Raw genomic sequence first — 15,768 nt, 5'->3', positions numbered from 1 at the left:
TGGACTTCCGCAAATGGCTTTCCTATGTTTCCTGTACACGCAATAAATGAACAACGGGGGATCGATGATTCCTGCATCTTCGGACTTTGGAACGCTCGCTCGCCTGCTGGCGCCGATTGTCGGCGAGGCCAAGGCGCAAGAGGCTCTGGAGACGCTTCAGATCGCACCGGAACTGGCCGGATCGGCTGAGCGCGCCAGCCGCGCGCAAGTGGCCATGGCGCTCAACGCCGCGCTTTTCCTCGACCTTTTGGAGCGAGTACCGACCGCCGCCCGCTATATCGAGTGGATGCGCGCCACCGGTGAGCCGATCGTCTTCGACCACGGCGCCCTGCGCACGATAGACGGCGCGACCGGCGCTCTGCCCTCGGGACACGAGGCATTCGGCCGTTTTCTCGCTCCGCTGGGTTATGAAGTGCGCGGGCTCTACCCCCTGCCCGCACTGACCATGACCGGGCGCGCCTATGTGCAGATCGACCTGCCCGCCTCCGTGCCGCAGTTCTTCGTCTCCGAACTGCACATCGACCAGCTTCCCGACACCGCACAGGCCGCCGCAGCCGCCATATTCGGGGCGTCCGTCGATCCTTTGGGGAAGCCGAGTGGGCCGCGCTCTATACGCTCGCGCGCGATGGGGACTGTTCGATCGAGCACGGGGTGACCATTCTGCGCGGGGCCTTGCGTGCCTTCGACCGGCAGCACGCTGCCCCGACGCTGGCGGATTACGAAGCGCTGCTGGAGCATAGCAAGGAAGGTGCCTGGATCGCCACCGAGGGCAATGCTTTCAACCATGCGACCACCCGCGTCCCCGACGTCGAGGCTCATTCCGAGTCTTTGAAATCAGAGGGTTATCCGCTGAAACCGGCTGTCGAGATCTCCCGCAACGGCCGCGTGCGACAGACCGCGATCCTGGCAGACAAGGTCTCGCGGCCCTTCCGCTTGCAAGACGGCAGCGAGGTCATCCGCGAAGTTCCGGGGTCGTTCTACGAGTTCATTTCGCGCGACATCGATCCGGAAACCGGCCTCCTCGACCTCACCTTCGACAGTGGCAATGCGACCGGAATCTTCGCGGTGACGAGACAGCAGGCATGACCAACCTCAAATCCTTCGATCCGGTTGACGGCACGCTTGTCTGGGAAGGTGAAGTCGCTGATTCCGAAGCGGTTTCCGCTGCCCTGCTGCGTGCCCGCAAGGCGTTTGGTACGTGGTCGCAGCTTGGCACTCAACGGCACCTGGAGGGGTCAAACGCTACCAAGCGGCGCTTGAAGCCCGCAAGGACGCCCTGGCCGAGACCATCGCGCGCGAAACCGGCAAACCGCTCTGGGAAACCCGCACCGAAGTCGCCTCGATGATCGGCAAGGTCGGCATCTCGATCGCGGCGCAGGCCGAACGCGCGGGCGAGAAGCGCACCGACATGCCGTTCGGGCAGGCCGTGCTGCGTCACCGTCCCCACGGCGTGATGGCGGTGCTCGGTCCGTTCAACTTTCCCGGCCACCTGCCCAATGGCCATATCATCCCCGCACTGCTCGCGGGCAACACGGTGGTCTTCAAGCCCTCCGAGATGACGCCCGCCACCGGCGCGCTGATGGCCGGGTGCTGGGCCGAGGCCCTTGCAGATCACCCCCACGTCTTCCAGTGCATCCAGGGCGGGCGCGAAACCGGCGAGGCGCTGGTCGCGGGCGCGATCGACGGGCTGCTCTTCACCGGCTCGGCGGGCGCGGGCGCGCATTTCCGCCGCGTCTTCGCCGACCGGCCCGACGTGATCCTCGCCCTCGAACTGGGCGGCAACAATCCGCTGGTGGCCTGGGACGGTGACGTCGACGAGGCCGCGTCGGTCGTCGTGCAATCGGCCTTCATCACCACCGGCCAGCGCTGCTCCTGCGCGCGGCGGCTGATCGTTCCCGACAACGAGTTCGGCTCCGCGCTGGTGGAGGCCATCGCGGCCCTCGCCGACCGCATCGTCATCGGCGCCTGGAACGAGACGCCCGAGCCGTGGATTGGCCCGCTGATCTCCGATGCTGCTGCCGCCGCCGCGAAGGCCCGCTTCGACGGCCTCGTGACACGCGGCGCCAAGGTGATCCGCCCCTTCAACGGCGTCGAGGGCCGCTCCGCCGCCTTCGTCACACCCGCCATGCTCGACGTGACCGGCGTGTTCGTGCCGGACGAGGAAATCTTCGCCCCCGTCCTGCAGGTCAGCCGCGTGCCGGACTTCAACGCCGCGATGGAAGCCGCGAACAACACCCGCTTCGGTCTCTCCGCCGGGCTCGTAAGCGCCGACGACGCACTGTGGGAGCGCTTCCTCGTCGAATGCCGCGCGGGCGTGGTCAACCGCAACCGCCCGACGACCGGCGCGGCGGGCTCGATGCCCTTCGGCGGACTTGGCGAGAGCGGCAACCACCGGCCGAGCGCCTACTATGCCGCTGATTACTGCGCCTACCCGGTCGCCAGCTTCGAGGCGGCGGACGCCTCGGGCAACGCAGGCGCCCTGAACGGCAAGCTCAGGCCATGAGCGCGCTTTCGGGCGAGGAACTGGACCTGCTCGAAACGATCGAGCGTGCGCCGATCCTCGACCGGACGCTGGACTGGGCCGCGATAAACAGCGGCACGGGCAATCTGGACGGCCTTGAGGCGATGGCCGACCGGCTGGCCCACGCCTTCGCCGCGCTGCCGGGCGAGGTCCGCCTCGTCGATCCCGCGCCGGTCGAGAAAGTCGACAGCAAGGGCCACTTGCGCGAAGTCGGACACGGTCGCCACCTCGTCCTGTCGGTCCGGCCCGAGGCCGACCACCGGGTGATCCTGACCGGCCACATGGACACCGTCTACGCCCGCGAGCACCCGTTCCAGAGCTGCACCTGGCTCGACGCGGACACCCTGAACGGCCCCGGCACCGCCGACATGAAGGGCGGCCTGTCACTGATGCTCGCGGGGCTCCTCGCCTTCGAGCACGGTACGCCGATGATGGGCTACGACGTGCTCATCAACAGCGACGAGGAGACCGGCTCGCTGTCCTCCGCCGCGCTGATCGCGCAGTTGGCGCAAGGCAAGCTGGCGGCGCTGACGTACGAGCCCGGCCTGCCCGACGGCTCGATGGCCCGCGCGCGGCCGGGTTCGGGCAATTACGCCGCCGTCGTCACCGGGCTTTCCGCCCATGCCGGGCGCAATCCGCAGGACGGGCGCAATGCCGTGCTTGCCGCCAGCGACCTCGCGCTGCGGCTTGCGGCGGGCATTCGTGACGGCCTCACCATCAACCCTGCCCGGATCGAGGGCGGCGCGCCCAACAACACCGTGCCCGACCTTGCGATCCTGCATTTCAACTTGCGCCCCCGCTCGCCGGAACTGGCGGAAATCGCCCGCGCGCTGGTGGAGGCCGCCGTCGCCGAGGTCAGCGCGGTGCACGACGTCCATATCCACCTCCACGGCCACGTCTCGCGCCCGCCCAAGCCGATCACGCCGAAGACCGAGGCGCTGTTCGGCCTCGTCAGCAAGGCCGCCGCCGATTTGGGCCAGCCGATGCGCTGGCAAGACACCGGCGGCGTGTGCGACGGCAACAACATCGCCGCCTGCGGCGTTCCCGTGCTCGACACGATGGGCGCGCTGGGGGCTCGATCCATTCACCGCAGGAGTTCATGATCGCCAGTTCGCTAGACGCCCGCGCCCGCCTTACGGCCCTCGTCCTGCACCGTCTCGACCGGGGAGCACTACACGCATGACCTTCCTGCTGCGCACCGCACGAGAGGGCGATCTCGAAGCGCTCTACCGTATGGCCAAGGGCACAGGCGGCGGCTTCACCAACCTGCCGCCCGACAAGCCGACACTGAAAGCCAAGCTGGAACGCGCCGCGAAATGCTTCGCCCGCGATGACGGCGAAATCGCCAACGACCTCTTCGCCTTCATCCTCGAAGACACCGAAACCGGGAAGGTGCGCGGCACCTGCCAGGCGTTCTCGCAAGTCGGCACCGAGCTGCCGTTCTATTCCTACCGCATCGGCCGCATCACCCAGCATTCCAAGGAACTCGACCGCACCTTCCGCGCCGAGATGCTGACCCTGTCCACTGACCTCGACGGGGCGAGCGAAGTCGGCGGGCTCTATCTCGACGCCACCGAGCGTTCGGCAGGTGTCGGCAAGCTGCTGGCCCGCAGCCGCTACCTGTTCATCGCCATGCACCGCGAGCGTTTCGGCGAGACGACCTTGGCCGAGCTGCGCGGCGCCATCGACGAGGCGGGCAACTCGCCGTTCTGGGACGGCCTCGCGGGCCGCTTCTTCGACATGAGCTTCCGCGACGCCGACGAGTTCAACGCCAAGCACGGCAACCAGTTCATCGCCGACCTGATGCCCAAGCACCCGATCTACACCGCGCTGCTCTCCGAAGGCGCGCGGCAGGTGATGGGCCAGCCACACTATTCCGGCCGCCCGGCGATGCGGATGCTGGAAAGCGAGGGCTTCGCCTTCCAGAACTACATCGATATCTTCGACGGCGGCCCGACGATGATCGCGAAGACCGATGGCATCCGCACGGTGAAACAGGCGAAGACGGTGACGGTATCGGCGGTGGTCCCGGTGCAGGAAAGCGAGCCGACGCACCTGATCGCAACCGGGCGGCTGGCGGATTTCCGCGCCTGCCTCGGCTGCGTGAGCGATGACGGCGTGCTGGACGAGGCAGCAGCAGGGTTGCTGGGTATCGGCGTGGGCGATGCGGTGACGGTCGCTCCGGCGTGATCCTCCACTTTCGTCATTGCGAGCGCAGCGAAGCAATCCAGGGCAGTCTTAGGCCGCCCTGGATTGCTTCGCTGCGCTCGCAATGACGAGTAAGGGTGGCACCCGAGTGCTGAGCCTGTCGGAGCATTGAAGCACCTCTGACAGGGTCTCCGCCCGAAACCATTTTCCTACACCGCCCCCGACAGCTAGGCTCTCCGAATGCGCACAGAGATCAACTTCGACGGCATCGTCGGCCCCAGCCACAACTATGCAGGGCTGAGCCTCGGCAACCTCGCCTCGACGAGGAACTTCGGCAAGGTTTCCGCCCCGCGCGCCGCTGCGCTGCAGGGGCTGGCTAAGATGCGCGCCAATCTGGAGCGCGGGCTGGCGCAGGGCTTCTTCCTCCCCAGCGGCGCCCCGACGAAGTGTGGCTGCACCAGCTCGGCACCACGGTCGAGGCCGCAGACGCGGTCCTGCGCGCCAACTCCCTGTCGGCCTCCTCGATGTGGGCGGCGAACGCGGCGACTGTCTCGCCCGCGGCAGACACGGCGGACGGACGCTGCCACCTCACCGTCGCCAACCTCGTGACGATGCCCCACCGCAGCCACGAATGGCGCGAAACGCTGGTGCAACTTCAGATCGCCTTCGCAAACGAGGCGCACTTCGCCGTCCACGCGCCGGTCCCTGCGCCCTTCGGCGACGAGGGCGCGGCCAACCACATGCGGCTGTGCGCGGGCCACGACACGCCGGGCATCGAAGTCTTCGTCTATGGCGTGACCCCAAGTACCGGGGCCGCCCCCTACCCCGCCCGCCAGCATCGCGAGGCAAGCGAAGCCGTCGCGCGCATTCACGGCCTCTCGCCGACGCGCACTGTCTTCGCCCGCCAGTCGGACGAGGCGATCGCGGCGGGCGCGTTCCACAACGATGTCGTCGCCGTGGCCAACGAGCGGGTGCTGTTCACTCACGAACTGGCCTTCGCCGACCGCGATGCGCTCTATGCGGAGCTGCGTGCGAAGCTGCCGGAAATCGAAATCGTCGAAGTCCCCGCCAGCGAAGTCAGCCTGGCGGACGCGATCACCTCCTACCTGTTCAACGCCCAGTTAGTGACGCTGCCCTCGGGAGAAGCCGCGCTGGTGCTCCCCGGCGAAGCGCGCGAGACGCCCTCGGTCTGGCGCTGGCTGGAGGCACATGTCGCGGGGAACGGCCCGATCCGCCACCTCTTCGTGCACGACCTGCGCGAAAGCATGGCGAACGGCGGCGGCCCCGCCTGCCTGCGCCTGCGCGTCGTCGCCGATCCCGCGACGATCGATCCGCGCTTCATCGCGAGCCCGGAAAAACTGGACCGGATCGAGGCGCTGGTCGCCCGCCTCTGGCCCGAGCATATCGCAGTGGAAGACCTCGCCAGCCCTGCGCTATGGGCCGCCTGCGTGGAGGCGCGCTCGGCTCTGTGCAGGGAACTGGGGCTGGAGGAACTGGCGGGATAATTCCTCACTTGCGCGAGGTCCTTTGCTAGTTCCGCTTTTTGCAATGGCCTCCTCGCACGGTGTCTACATATTGAGACCATGCCCGAGCTTCCCAATCCCATCCGCGCAGCCATTTTCGACATGGACGGCACCCTGATCGCCACCGAAGCGGCGCATCATCGCAGCTATGCAAAGACCTCGCACGCGATCGGCTGGCCGCTGTCGGAGGAAATCCTCGATCTCGATGGTTGGCGTCAGCCGCGATCTCAACGAGAAGATGCTCGCCCAGCGCCTCGGGCCTGAGTTTCCGCTGGCGCGTTTCTACGACGAAGCGGACGCGCTGTTCCTGGCCATGCTGGACCGAGGCGTCGAACTGCGCCCCGGCGCGGTGCTGATCCTCGAGCATTTCCGCAGCGCGGGCATCCCGATGGCCCTGTGTACCTCGACCGACGGCGGGCTGGCCGAGCGGCGGCTGGAGAAGGCCGGGCTGTTCGACTACTTCGATGTCATCGTCACCCGCAGCGACGTGTCCCGGCCCAAGCCGAGCCCGGAGCCCTACCTCCTCGCCGCCAGCCGCCTCGGCATCGATCCGGCGCAGTGCCTGGCGGTGGAGGACAGCTATGCGGGCGTGTTCTCCGCCACCTCGGCGGAGATCGCCACGATCATGGTTCCCGACCTGCTCCCCGCGACCGAGGAGATGACCGCGGCCGGAGCGACCGTTCTGCCCAGCCTCGACGCGCTGCGCGAATTGCTCATGGCGCCGGTCGAGGGCTGATTGTCGTCCCGCTCGCTTCGGGCTGATGGTCCGGGTGCGCCGCCAGAAATTCCGGCAGGTCCAGACACGCCGCCTCGATCCGCGTGAGGTGCGGATAGCCCGACAGGTCGAACGCGAAACGCCGCGCGTTGTAGAGTTGCGGCAAGGCGACGCACTCGAAGTACCCCGGCGCGTCGAACAGGAAATCGCCCGAGCCGCGCTGCGCCAGCCGCGCTTCCACGCCGGTCAGGGTCTTCTCCAGCCAGTGCCAGTACCACAAGTCCACGTCCGCCTGAGCATGGCCGAGGTCGTGCTTTAGGTACTGCAGCACCGGCAGGTTGAGCGGTGCGTGCAGTTCGGTGGCTATAGCCGAGGCCAGTTCGCGCGCCGCGAAACGCTCCTCGATGCCCTCCGGCAAGAGCGGGCGTTCGGGATAGCGCTCGTCCAGCCATTCGAGGATCGCCATCGACTGCGCCCGCACCGCACCGTCCGCTTCCAGCATCGGCACGCCCGCGAAAGGGTTCAGCGCCCGATAACCCTCACCCCGCTGCTCTCCCGCCAGCAGGTTCACCGGCACGTTCTCATGATCGAGCCGCTTGAGGTTCAGCGCAATGCGGACCCGGTAGCTCGTCGAACTGCGCCAGTAGCTGTGGAGCCGCAGCATGGCACTCAGCTTTCCGCCGCGATCTTCTCGTGCAGCCACGCCGCATGGCGCGGTGCCTTGCGAGTGCGCGCCCATTCGTCGAGCATGTCGTCGGCGACGGCGCGCAGGGACGCCATCTGGTCCACGGTGCCGAACTGCCAGGCGAGTTCGAGGCGGTGGCCGTTGGGATCGAAGAAGTAGATCGACTTGAACACGCCGTGGTGGGTCGGTCCGATCACCTCCAGCCCGGCGGCCTCGGCGCGGGCCTTGGCGGAGAGGAGGTCGCCCTCGCTCTCCACCTTGAAGGCGATGTGCTGGACCCATGCAGGGGTGGCCTCGTCGCGGCCCATATCAGGCGCGTTGGGCAGTTCGAAAAAGGCCAGCACGTTGCCGCCGCCGCAGTCGAGAAAGACATGCATGTAGGGATCAGGCGCACCGGTGGACGGCACCGTGTCCTCGGCGATCGCCAGCATGAAATCCATGCCGAGCACGTCGCGGTAGAAGTCCACGGTCTGCTTGGCGTCCTTGCAGCGGTAGGCCACGTGATGGATGCCGCCGAGGGTGGGTGCGGTATTGGTCATTGGTTCTCTCCCGATCTTTACCCTCATCCCGTCATTGCGAGCGCAGCGAAGCAATCCAGAGCGGCTCAAGACTGCCCTGGATTGCTTCGCTGCGCTCGCAATGACGAGAGGGGCGGTCATGTCACTCCGCCGGTTCGCTCACCTTCAGCACGCCGCGCCGGATCTGGTCGCGCTCCATGCTCTCGAACAGCGCCTTGAAGTTGCCGTTGCCGAAGCCGTCGTCGCCGCGCCGCTCGATGAACTCGAAGAACACCGGCCCGACGCGCGCCTCGGCGAAGATCTGCAGCAGCAGGCGCGGGCTTCCGCCCTCCGTCGTCCCGTCCAGCAGGATGCCGCGCATCTTCAGCGCCTCGACCGACTGGCCGTGGCCGGGCAGGCGCTCCTCCAGCATCTCGTAGTACGTCTCGGGCGGCGCGGTCATGAACGGCACGCCGAACGCCTTCAGCTTGTCCCACGCGGCGAGGAGATCGTCGCAGATCAGCGCGATATGCTGAATGCCCTCGCCGTTGAAAGCGCGCAGGAATTCGTCGATCTGGCCCTTCCCGCCTTCCGCTTCCTCGTTGAGCGGAATGCGGATCTTGCCGTCGGGCGCCGTCAGCGCGCGGCTGGTGAGGCCGGTGTATTCGCCCTTGATGTCGAAGTAGCGGATCTCGCGGAAATTGAAGAGCTTCTCGTAATAGTCCGCCCAGTAGGCCATGCGCCCGCCGTAGACGTTGTGCGTGAGGTGATCGATCTCGGCAAAGCCCGCGCCCGCCGGGTGGCGATCGACGCCGGGCAGGTAATCGAAGTCGATGTCGTAGATCGACAGCGCGCCGTCCCCGCCGCGCTCGTAGCGGTCGATCAGGTAGATGATCGAATTGCCGATGCCGCGAATGCCCGGCAGGTGCAGTTCCATCGGCCCGGTCGCCACCTGCACCGGCTCGGCCGAGCGCGCCAGCAGTTCGGCATAAGCCGCCCGGGCATCGCGCACGCGAAAGCCCATGCCGCAGACCGACGGGCCATGCTCGCGGCTGAAGAACCACGCGGGGCTGCCGGGTTCGTAATTGGTGATGAAGTTGATCGAGCCCTGCCGCCACAGTTCCACATCCTTGGAGCGGTGGCGCGCGATCCGGGAGAAGCCCATGGCCTCGAACACCGGCTCCAGAATGCCCTTGTCCGGCGCGGAGAATTCCACGAACTCGAACCCGTCGAGACCGATGGGATTGTCGAAAAGATCGGTCATGCGAGTGCTCCTATCGGGGTTTCTTCCGGCAGCGCTTCGCCTGCCGGAAGCGGCGGTTCGTGCCGCCAGGTTTCGTAGACGGGGCCGAAATCGAGGCTGACGAGCGCGTCGATCAGCTGCGGCAGGCTTTCGAGGACGAAGTAGGTCTTCTGGAAGCTGTCGATCATGTAGCCCGTGCGCATCACCCGCACCGGGTCGAACGGCAGGCGCAGCACCTTGCGGTCCTCGATCGAAAAGCGCGTCTCGCCCGCCGACGAGATGATCCCCGCGCCGAAGACCTTCAGCGCGCCGTCCTCCCGCACCAGTCCGAACTCGATGGTGTACCAGTAGATGCGCGCCAGCATGTCCAGCGCGCCCATCGCCATCGCCCGCGCCCCGGCCTTGCCGTAAAGGTCCAGGAAATCGGCGATGGTCGGATCGAGCAGCATCGGCACATGGCCGAAGAAATCGTGGAAGACGTCCGGCTCGGCGAGGTAGTCCAGCTCGTGCTCCTCGCGCAGCCAGCGGGTCACCGGGAAGCGGCGGTGCGCGAGGTGGTCGAAGAACACCGCATCGGGAATGAAGCCGGGCACCGCCACCAGCCGCCAGCCGGTCGCCGCCTGAAGCACGCGGTTGGCGTCGGCGAAGCGCGGGATGCCCTCGGCGCAGTCCAGCCGTGCCAGCCCCTCGCGGAACGATGCGCAGGCATGGGTGCGGACCAGCGCGGACTGGCGCGCGTAGAGGCGGCGCCAGCGGGCGTGCATCTCCGGAGTATAGGCATGCCAATCCTGCGCGACGGTATAGTCGTCGGCGGCGCGGTCATACTCTCCCCGAAGGCCGCTGTTTGACGTGATCGTCGACGGCTTCTTCATGACACTACAATACCAGAGGCCCCGCTTCAGTTCCGTGCGATTGCGAGGGCATAGAGACGTGCTATTGGTGGAATCACCCAATAAAACCAGCCTAGAGAGGTGATCCGTGCAACTGGATGAATTCGATCGCGGGATCATCGCGGCGTTGCAGGAAGATGCGCGCATGCCGGTGGCGCAAGTGGCGGAGCGGGTGGCGCTTTCCGCCACGCCGGTCAGCCGCCGCATCAAGCGCCTTGAGGATGAAGGCGTGATCCGGGGCTATGCACCTGTGCTCGACCCGAGGCGGCTGGGCTTCGAGCTGGAGGCCTACGTACTCATCAACCTCGTCGCCCATGTGGACGAGAACATCGCCCGCTTCGAGCAGGCGATCGCCGACAATCCCTACGTGATCGCCTGCCATGCGGTGACCGGGGACATGGACTATCTGGTCCGGGTGATCGCGCGCAACGTGGAGCATCTCTCGCAGATCACGCTGCGCACCTTGCTGCGGATCCCGGGGGTGCGCGACGTGAAGTCGATCATCGTGCTGGAGACGATCAAGGAAGACCGCGCGGTTCCGGTGGGGTAGTTCAGCCTCGCTTCCTCCCCTCGTCATTGCGAGCGAAGCGAAGCAATCCAGAGCGGCGCAAGACTGCCCTGGATTGCTTCGCTTCGCTCGCAATGACGAAAAAGAAAGAGGCACTCCGACCATCGCCGAAGTGCCTCCGGCGAAATCACCGCCCCAGCAGGTTCCGCGCCTGGCTGGCGATCTGCGCCAGCATCGCGGGCGTGATCGCCACCGCATTCTCCGCGCGGTGGACGATGCCCCGGAAGGCATCGATGGCGCTCTTGTGCTGGCGGCCCCATTCCTCGGTGGCGGCGAGCGGATCGCTCTTGCCCGCCTTGGTCCGGGCGAGGCCGCGCAGGAAGTCCAGCCGCATCTGCTGGAAATCGCGCGCGAGGCCCGCGACCAGCAAGCGCTCCCACGGGTCCGACGGGCTCATGAGCGCCGCCGAAGCCTGCGCCCAGTCGAGGCCCAGGCCCGCACCGACCCGCGTGAAGGCGGTGACGAGACGGCGCGGCGCAATCCCCGTCTCGGCCGAGAGCGAGGCGATGCCCACCGCGCCGTCGAGGTCGAACAGATGCGCCACCTCGGTCGCCACATCCTCGGGCGCGCCGAGTTCGACCAGCCCGTCACGCAGCTTGCGCGAATGCGCGGCGATGCGCTCGCCGAGAAGTTCCGCCGTGTCGGTGGAGAGCGCCGCAATGCCCTTCTGCAGCCTTGCGGAAAGTTCGGAAGGGGCGATCTGGCCCGCGCCCGCGCGCAGCAGGTCGGCCATGTGCCCCCGCACCGCGACGGCGACGGTATCGAACAGCGCAACGCGCGCCGTCTCGGCCATGGGCGCGGTTTCCAGCGTCTCCCACAGCGCGGTCAGCCCGAACAGGCCATCCGCCAGCGCGAAGGCGGCAGCGACCTGCGAGAGGTGCGCGCCCTCCTCTTCCGCCAGTTCGAACGGCGTGACGATGCCGAGGCGGTTGACGATGCGGTTGGCCAGCTTGGTCGCGATGATCTCCTTCGCGAGGCGGTGGCCCTTGATGAACTTGCCGTACTTGTCCTGCATCGGCTGCGGGAACGCGGCAAGCAGCAGCCCGGTCAGCGCCGGATCGGCGGCCAGCGCGCTGTCCTCGATCGCGGCCTGAAGCTGCAGCTTGCCGCTGGAGAGCAGCACCGCCAGTTCCGGCCGGGTCAGCCCGCGTCCGTCCTGCGCGCGGCGGGTGAGCGCGTCGTTGTCGGCCAGCCCCTCGGTCTTGCGATCGAGGTGGCCGCTTTCCTCCATCGTCTCGATCAGCCGGATATGCGAGGGGATCGCCTGCGCCCCGCCCCGCTCGGCGATGGAGAGTGCGAGGGCCTGGAGGCGGTTGTCCTCAAGCACCAGCACCGCGACCTCGTCGGTCATCGCGCGCAGCAGTTCGACGCGCTTCTTCTCGGGTAGCTTGCCCGCGCGCTTGGCGGCGGCGAGCGCGATCTTGATGTTGACCTCGTTGTCCGAGCAGTCGACGCCCGCCGAGTTGTCGATGAAGTCGGCGTTGATGCGCCCGCCCTTCGATGCGAACTCGATGCGGCCCGCCTGCGTGACGCCGAGGTTCGCGCCCTCGCCGATCACCTTCACGCGCAGTTCGTTGCCGCTGACGCGCAGGGCGTCGTTGGTGGGATCGCCGACCTGCACATTGTTTTCGGCCGAGGACTTCACGTAAGTACCGATGCCGCCGAACCACAGCAGGTCCACTGGCGCCGAGAGGATCGCGGTGATGAGCAGATCCGGGTCGATCTCGGTGGCCGAGATGTCCAGCGCCGCACGCACTTCCTCGCTCAGCGGGATGGACTTGAGGCTGCGCGGGAAGACGCCGCCGCCCTTCGAGATCAGCGCCTTGTCGTAGTCGTTCCAGCTCGACACCGGCAGGTCGAACAGGCGCTGGCGCTCTGCCCAGGCCTTCGCCGGATCGGGTTCGGGGTCGAGGAAGATGTGGCGGTGGTCGAAGGCCGCCACCAGCTTGAGCGCCTTCGACAGCAGCATGCCGTTGCCGAACACGTCGCCGGACATGTCGCCGCAGCCGATCACGCGGACCGGATCGACCTGCACGTCCACGCCCATTTCCAGGAAGTGGCGCTGGACCGAAAGCCACGCGCCCTTGGCGGTGATGCCCATGGCCTTGTGGTCGTAGCCGTTCGAGCCGCCGCTGGCGAAAGCATCGTCGAGCCAAAAGTCGCGCCGGTCGGCGATGCCGTTGGCGACGTCGGAGAACTTGGCCGTGCCCTTGTCGGCGGCGACGACGAAATACGGGTCCTCGCCGTCACGGATCACGATCCCCTCGGGGTGGACCACCTTGTCGCCGACGATGTTGTCCGTGATCGACAGCAGCGTATCGACGAAGATCTCGTAGCTCGCCTGCCCCTCGGCCGCCCAGGCCGCGCGGTCGCGCGAAGGATCGGGAAGCTGCTTGGGATAGAAGCCGCCCTTGGCCCCGGTCGGCACGATGACGGCGTTCTTGACCCGCTGCGCCTTCATCAGGCCGAGGATTTCGACGCGGAAGTCGTCGCGGCGGTCGGACCAGCGCAGGCCGCCGCGCGCCACCGGTCCCGCGCGCAAGTGGATGCCCTCGACCCGGCGCGAATAGACGAAGATCTCACGCCATGGCACCGGCTTGGGCAGGCCCGGGACAAGGGCGGAATCGAACTTGAAGGCCAGCGCCGTCTCGCCCGCTGCGGCAAAGGCATTTGTGCGCAGCATGGCCAGCACGATGTCGCGATAGGCGCGCAGCAAACGGTCGTCGTTGATCGCGTTGACGTTCGCCAGCCCGACCCGGATAGCCTCTTCGGAGTGCGCGCGCGCCTCGGCCCGGTCACCCTCGAACGCGGGGTCGTGGAGGGCGCGGAACAGCGCGATGATGGCGGTCGTGACGGCGGGCGCACCCTGCAGCGCATCGACCACGGTGGGGATACCGAAATGCGTTCCCGCCTGCCGCAAGTAGCGATACCAGGCACGCAGCCAGTTCGCCTCGCCGCTATCGAGCCCGAGGCCGGGGACGAGGCGATTGAACGCATCGTTCTCGCCCGAACCGTTGAGCACGGCGCGCAGCGCGTCCTCGATCGAGGCGGCCTGATCCAGCACTTCAGCCGGGGCACGGCCGTCGAGCGTTTCGAGCACGAAATCGTGGATCACGCCCAGCTTGCCCTTCTCCAGAGCGGTCGGCACTTCGGCGATGACGCGGAAGCCGAAGTTCTCCAGCGCGGGCACCGCATCGGACAGCGGCAAGCCGCCTTCGGACTGGTAGATCTTGAGGTGGACCCAGGTTTCAGGATCGCCCTCGCGCTTGTGGAAGCGCACGTCGCGGTGCGCGGCGGCCTCACCCTCGGTGCCTTCGCCGACCGCGATGCGGCGCAGCACGGCGATGTCGGTCGCGGCTTCGTGCGGGCCGAAATCGGTGCGGTAGCCGATCGGGAACGCCTCGGCATAGCGGCCCGCGACGGCGGCCGCGCGGCCCGGCTCCAGCATCGTCGCCAGCGCCGCTTCGACCGCCTCGGTCCAGCCGCGCAGCAGGGTCTGGAGGTTATGGTCCAGCTCCTCTTCGGAAGGCTCGTGCACGCCGTCGCGAATGTCGAGGGTATAGCGCAGCATCGCGAGGTTGCCCGCCTCGACCTGCATGCTCCAGTCGAGCGTCGGGGCCTGCGCGGCCTCCTCGATCATGGTCTGGATGCGGCGCTGCATCTGGGTGGAAAGCAGGTCGCGCGGCAGCCACACGAAGGCGAACAAGTGGCGCATCAGCGGCGAGCGCGTCAGCAGCAGCCGTGGGCGCGGACGGTCGACGAGGCCCGTCATGGTCATCGCCAGACGCTCGACGTCGGCCTCGCCCAGCCCCAGCACGAGGTCGTGCGGCAGGCTGGTCAGCGCATGGGCGAGCGCCTTGCCGGTGTGGCCCTTGGGGTCGAACTCCAGCCGCTCGGCGAAGGCGGCGAGGTGGCGGCGCAGGCGGGGCACGCGGTCGGGCGGGGTGGCGAGCGCGGCGCTGGTCCAGATGCCCGCGTGGACGGACAGCGCGGCGACCTTGCCGTCCTCGATCACGGGGACGAGGAACAGGTCCATCGGCACGCGGCGGTGGACGGTGGCGATGCGGTTGGCCTTGACCACCAGCGGCGCGCTGACCTTGCCTGCGGCAAGCGCCTCGTCGAAGGCCGCAAAGGCGCGGTCGTAGCTGGCGTCGGAGAGCACGTCCTCCTGACGGCGGCGGCAGATGCCGAGGCGCGCCTTGCGGCTGCCGTCCCGGCCCCGCGTGACGTGGCCGAGCTGGGTCAGCATGGTCCCGGCGAACCAGCGCAGAAGTTCGGCGCCCTCGGTATCCTCGATCCGGTCAGCATCGGCGCGCATCGCCTCGACCATCTGCGGCCAGTCGGTGACGGCGGCGCGTACGTCGGCCATGGCGCTTTCGAGCGCACGCAGCAGTTCGCGGCGCTGGCGGGCATCGCCGCGCGGCGTCTCGATGTAGATCATCGACTCGCGGCCGGTCGCCTCGGCCGGGTCGGCGGCAATGTCGATCAGGCGGCCCTTGTCGTCGCGGCGCACGGGCACGACCGGATGCGCGAGGCGATCGATCACCAGCCCGGCCTCGGCCAGCACGGCGGCGGCCGAGTCGACGAGGAACGGCATGTCGTCGTTGATCAGCGCGATGCGCAGGATGCGGCGCTCCTCGCTGGCGGAAGTCAGGTCGATGACCGGCTCGCCCGCCTCGCGCACTTCGGCGGTGGCGAGCAGGAAGCGCACGGCCTCGTCGATCCACGATCCTTCCGGATCATCGCCGGGAAGCAGCGCGTCGCAGACCTCTCCGGCAAGCGCCTTGTGCAAGGCGGCGGGCGAGAGAGCCCCCGCTTCTTCGAAGCCTTTTTGGGGACGGTCAGTTCGCCTGCGCTCATTGCTTTCTCCGCGATCTTCCAACGTGTGCCGTGCCTGCTTCTTGCGCGTCAGGACTGCGGCTTTGTGACCATATAGGCCGATGCAACATATCCTGCATCCGGGTGATGGCAGGATTTT

The 15,768-nt window shown here is 67.6% G+C and carries 8 protein-coding genes and 4 pseudogenes; 7 read left to right on the top strand and 5 right to left on the bottom strand.

Annotation, left to right across the window (positions count from 1 at the left end):
• Nucleotides 1–64: 64 nt before the first annotated feature.
• The 6 genes and pseudogenes from KZO24_RS01390 to KZO24_RS01365 all read left to right on the top strand — a co-directional run bounded on the left by KZO24_RS01390 (nucleotide 65) and on the right by KZO24_RS01365 (nucleotide 6,928).
• Nucleotides 65–1,086: pseudogene (locus KZO24_RS01390) on the top strand (2-oxoadipate dioxygenase/decarboxylase family protein).
• A pseudogene (astD, locus tag KZO24_RS01385) lies at nucleotides 1,083–2,503 on the top strand (succinylglutamate-semialdehyde dehydrogenase). The pseudogenes KZO24_RS01390 and astD overlap by 4 nt, the downstream one beginning before the upstream one ends.
• A pseudogene (locus tag KZO24_RS01380) lies at nucleotides 2,500–3,704 on the top strand (hydrolase). The pseudogenes astD and KZO24_RS01380 overlap by 4 nt, the downstream one beginning before the upstream one ends.
• On the top strand, nucleotides 3,701–4,711 hold the full coding sequence (locus tag KZO24_RS01375; protein ID WP_271184549.1) for an arginine N-succinyltransferase: 1,011 nt from the start codon (nucleotides 3,701–3,703) through the stop codon (nucleotides 4,709–4,711). The pseudogene KZO24_RS01380 and the gene KZO24_RS01375 overlap by 4 nt, the downstream one beginning before the upstream one ends.
• A gap of 198 nt (nucleotides 4,712–4,909) precedes the next feature.
• Nucleotides 4,910–6,174: pseudogene (locus KZO24_RS01370) on the top strand (N-succinylarginine dihydrolase).
• Between the two features lie 223 nt (nucleotides 6,175–6,397).
• The gene (locus tag KZO24_RS01365) at nucleotides 6,398–6,928 is read left to right on the top strand and encodes an HAD family hydrolase (RefSeq protein ID WP_486486744.1); all 531 of its coding nucleotides are present in this window, start codon (nucleotides 6,398–6,400) and stop codon (nucleotides 6,926–6,928) included.
• Here the strand turns inward: KZO24_RS01365 and maiA are convergent.
• The 4 genes from maiA to phhA form a co-directional block, all read right to left on the bottom strand.
• Entirely contained in the window at nucleotides 6,906–7,571 is a 666-nt protein-coding gene (gene maiA / locus KZO24_RS01360) for a maleylacetoacetate isomerase (protein WP_271184781.1), read from the bottom strand. The two genes, KZO24_RS01365 and maiA, sit on opposite strands and share 23 nt — an antisense overlap.
• Before the next feature lie 5 nt (nucleotides 7,572–7,576).
• Nucleotides 7,577–8,131 (bottom strand): VOC family protein, encoded by a 555-nt coding sequence (locus tag KZO24_RS01355; RefSeq protein ID WP_271184546.1) that lies wholly within the window; start codon nucleotides 8,129–8,131, stop codon nucleotides 7,577–7,579.
• Nucleotides 8,132–8,252: 121 nt separating this feature from the next.
• Entirely contained in the window at nucleotides 8,253–9,353 is a 1,101-nt protein-coding gene (hppD, locus tag KZO24_RS01350; protein ID WP_271184545.1) for a 4-hydroxyphenylpyruvate dioxygenase, read from the bottom strand.
• Nucleotides 9,350–10,204 (bottom strand): phenylalanine 4-monooxygenase, encoded by an 855-nt coding sequence (gene phhA / locus KZO24_RS01345; RefSeq protein WP_271184544.1) that lies wholly within the window; start codon nucleotides 10,202–10,204, stop codon nucleotides 9,350–9,352. Before phhA ends, hppD begins: the two co-directional genes overlap by 4 nt.
• A gap of 106 nt (nucleotides 10,205–10,310) precedes the next feature.
• Here phhA and KZO24_RS01340 point away from each other — a divergent pair, with 106 nt between their 5' ends.
• A complete protein-coding gene (locus tag KZO24_RS01340; RefSeq protein ID WP_271184543.1) occupies nucleotides 10,311–10,772 on the top strand; it encodes an Lrp/AsnC family transcriptional regulator in 462 nt (153 codons plus the stop codon).
• 145 nt (nucleotides 10,773–10,917) lie between these two features.
• Here the strand turns inward: KZO24_RS01340 and KZO24_RS01335 are convergent, their stop codons facing one another.
• Nucleotides 10,918–15,672 carry an NAD-glutamate dehydrogenase gene (locus KZO24_RS01335; protein WP_486486743.1) on the bottom strand — a complete coding sequence of 1,585 codons (4,755 nt, stop codon included), beginning with the start codon at nucleotides 15,670–15,672 and terminating at the stop codon, nucleotides 10,918–10,920.
• Between the last annotated feature and the right edge of the window lie 96 nt (nucleotides 15,673–15,768).

The organism is Novosphingobium sp. NFX11 (assembly GCF_057376415.1).
Note: the sequence above shows the minus strand (reverse complement) of the source record. Positions and strands in the feature narration are given on the sequence as shown.

What these genes read in the sequence shown, in the direction of transcription:
- KZO24_RS01355 (WP_271184546.1), bottom strand. Translation starts at nt 8,131, where the DNA reads ATGACCAATACCGCACCCACCCTCGGCGGCATCCATCACGTGGCCTAC.
- maiA (WP_271184781.1), bottom strand. Translation starts at nt 7,571, where the DNA reads ATGCTGCGGCTCCACAGCTACTGGCGCAGTTCGACGAGCTACCGGGTC.
- hppD (WP_271184545.1), bottom strand. Translation starts at nt 9,353, where the DNA reads ATGACCGATCTTTTCGACAATCCCATCGGTCTCGACGGGTTCGAGTTC.
- KZO24_RS01375 (WP_271184549.1), top strand. Translation starts at nt 3,701, where the DNA reads ATGACCTTCCTGCTGCGCACCGCACGAGAGGGCGATCTCGAAGCGCTC.
- phhA (WP_271184544.1), bottom strand. Translation starts at nt 10,204, where the DNA reads ATGAAGAAGCCGTCGACGATCACGTCAAACAGCGGCCTTCGGGGAGAG.
- KZO24_RS01365 (WP_486486744.1), top strand. Translation starts at nt 6,398, where the DNA reads ATGGTTGGCGTCAGCCGCGATCTCAACGAGAAGATGCTCGCCCAGCGC.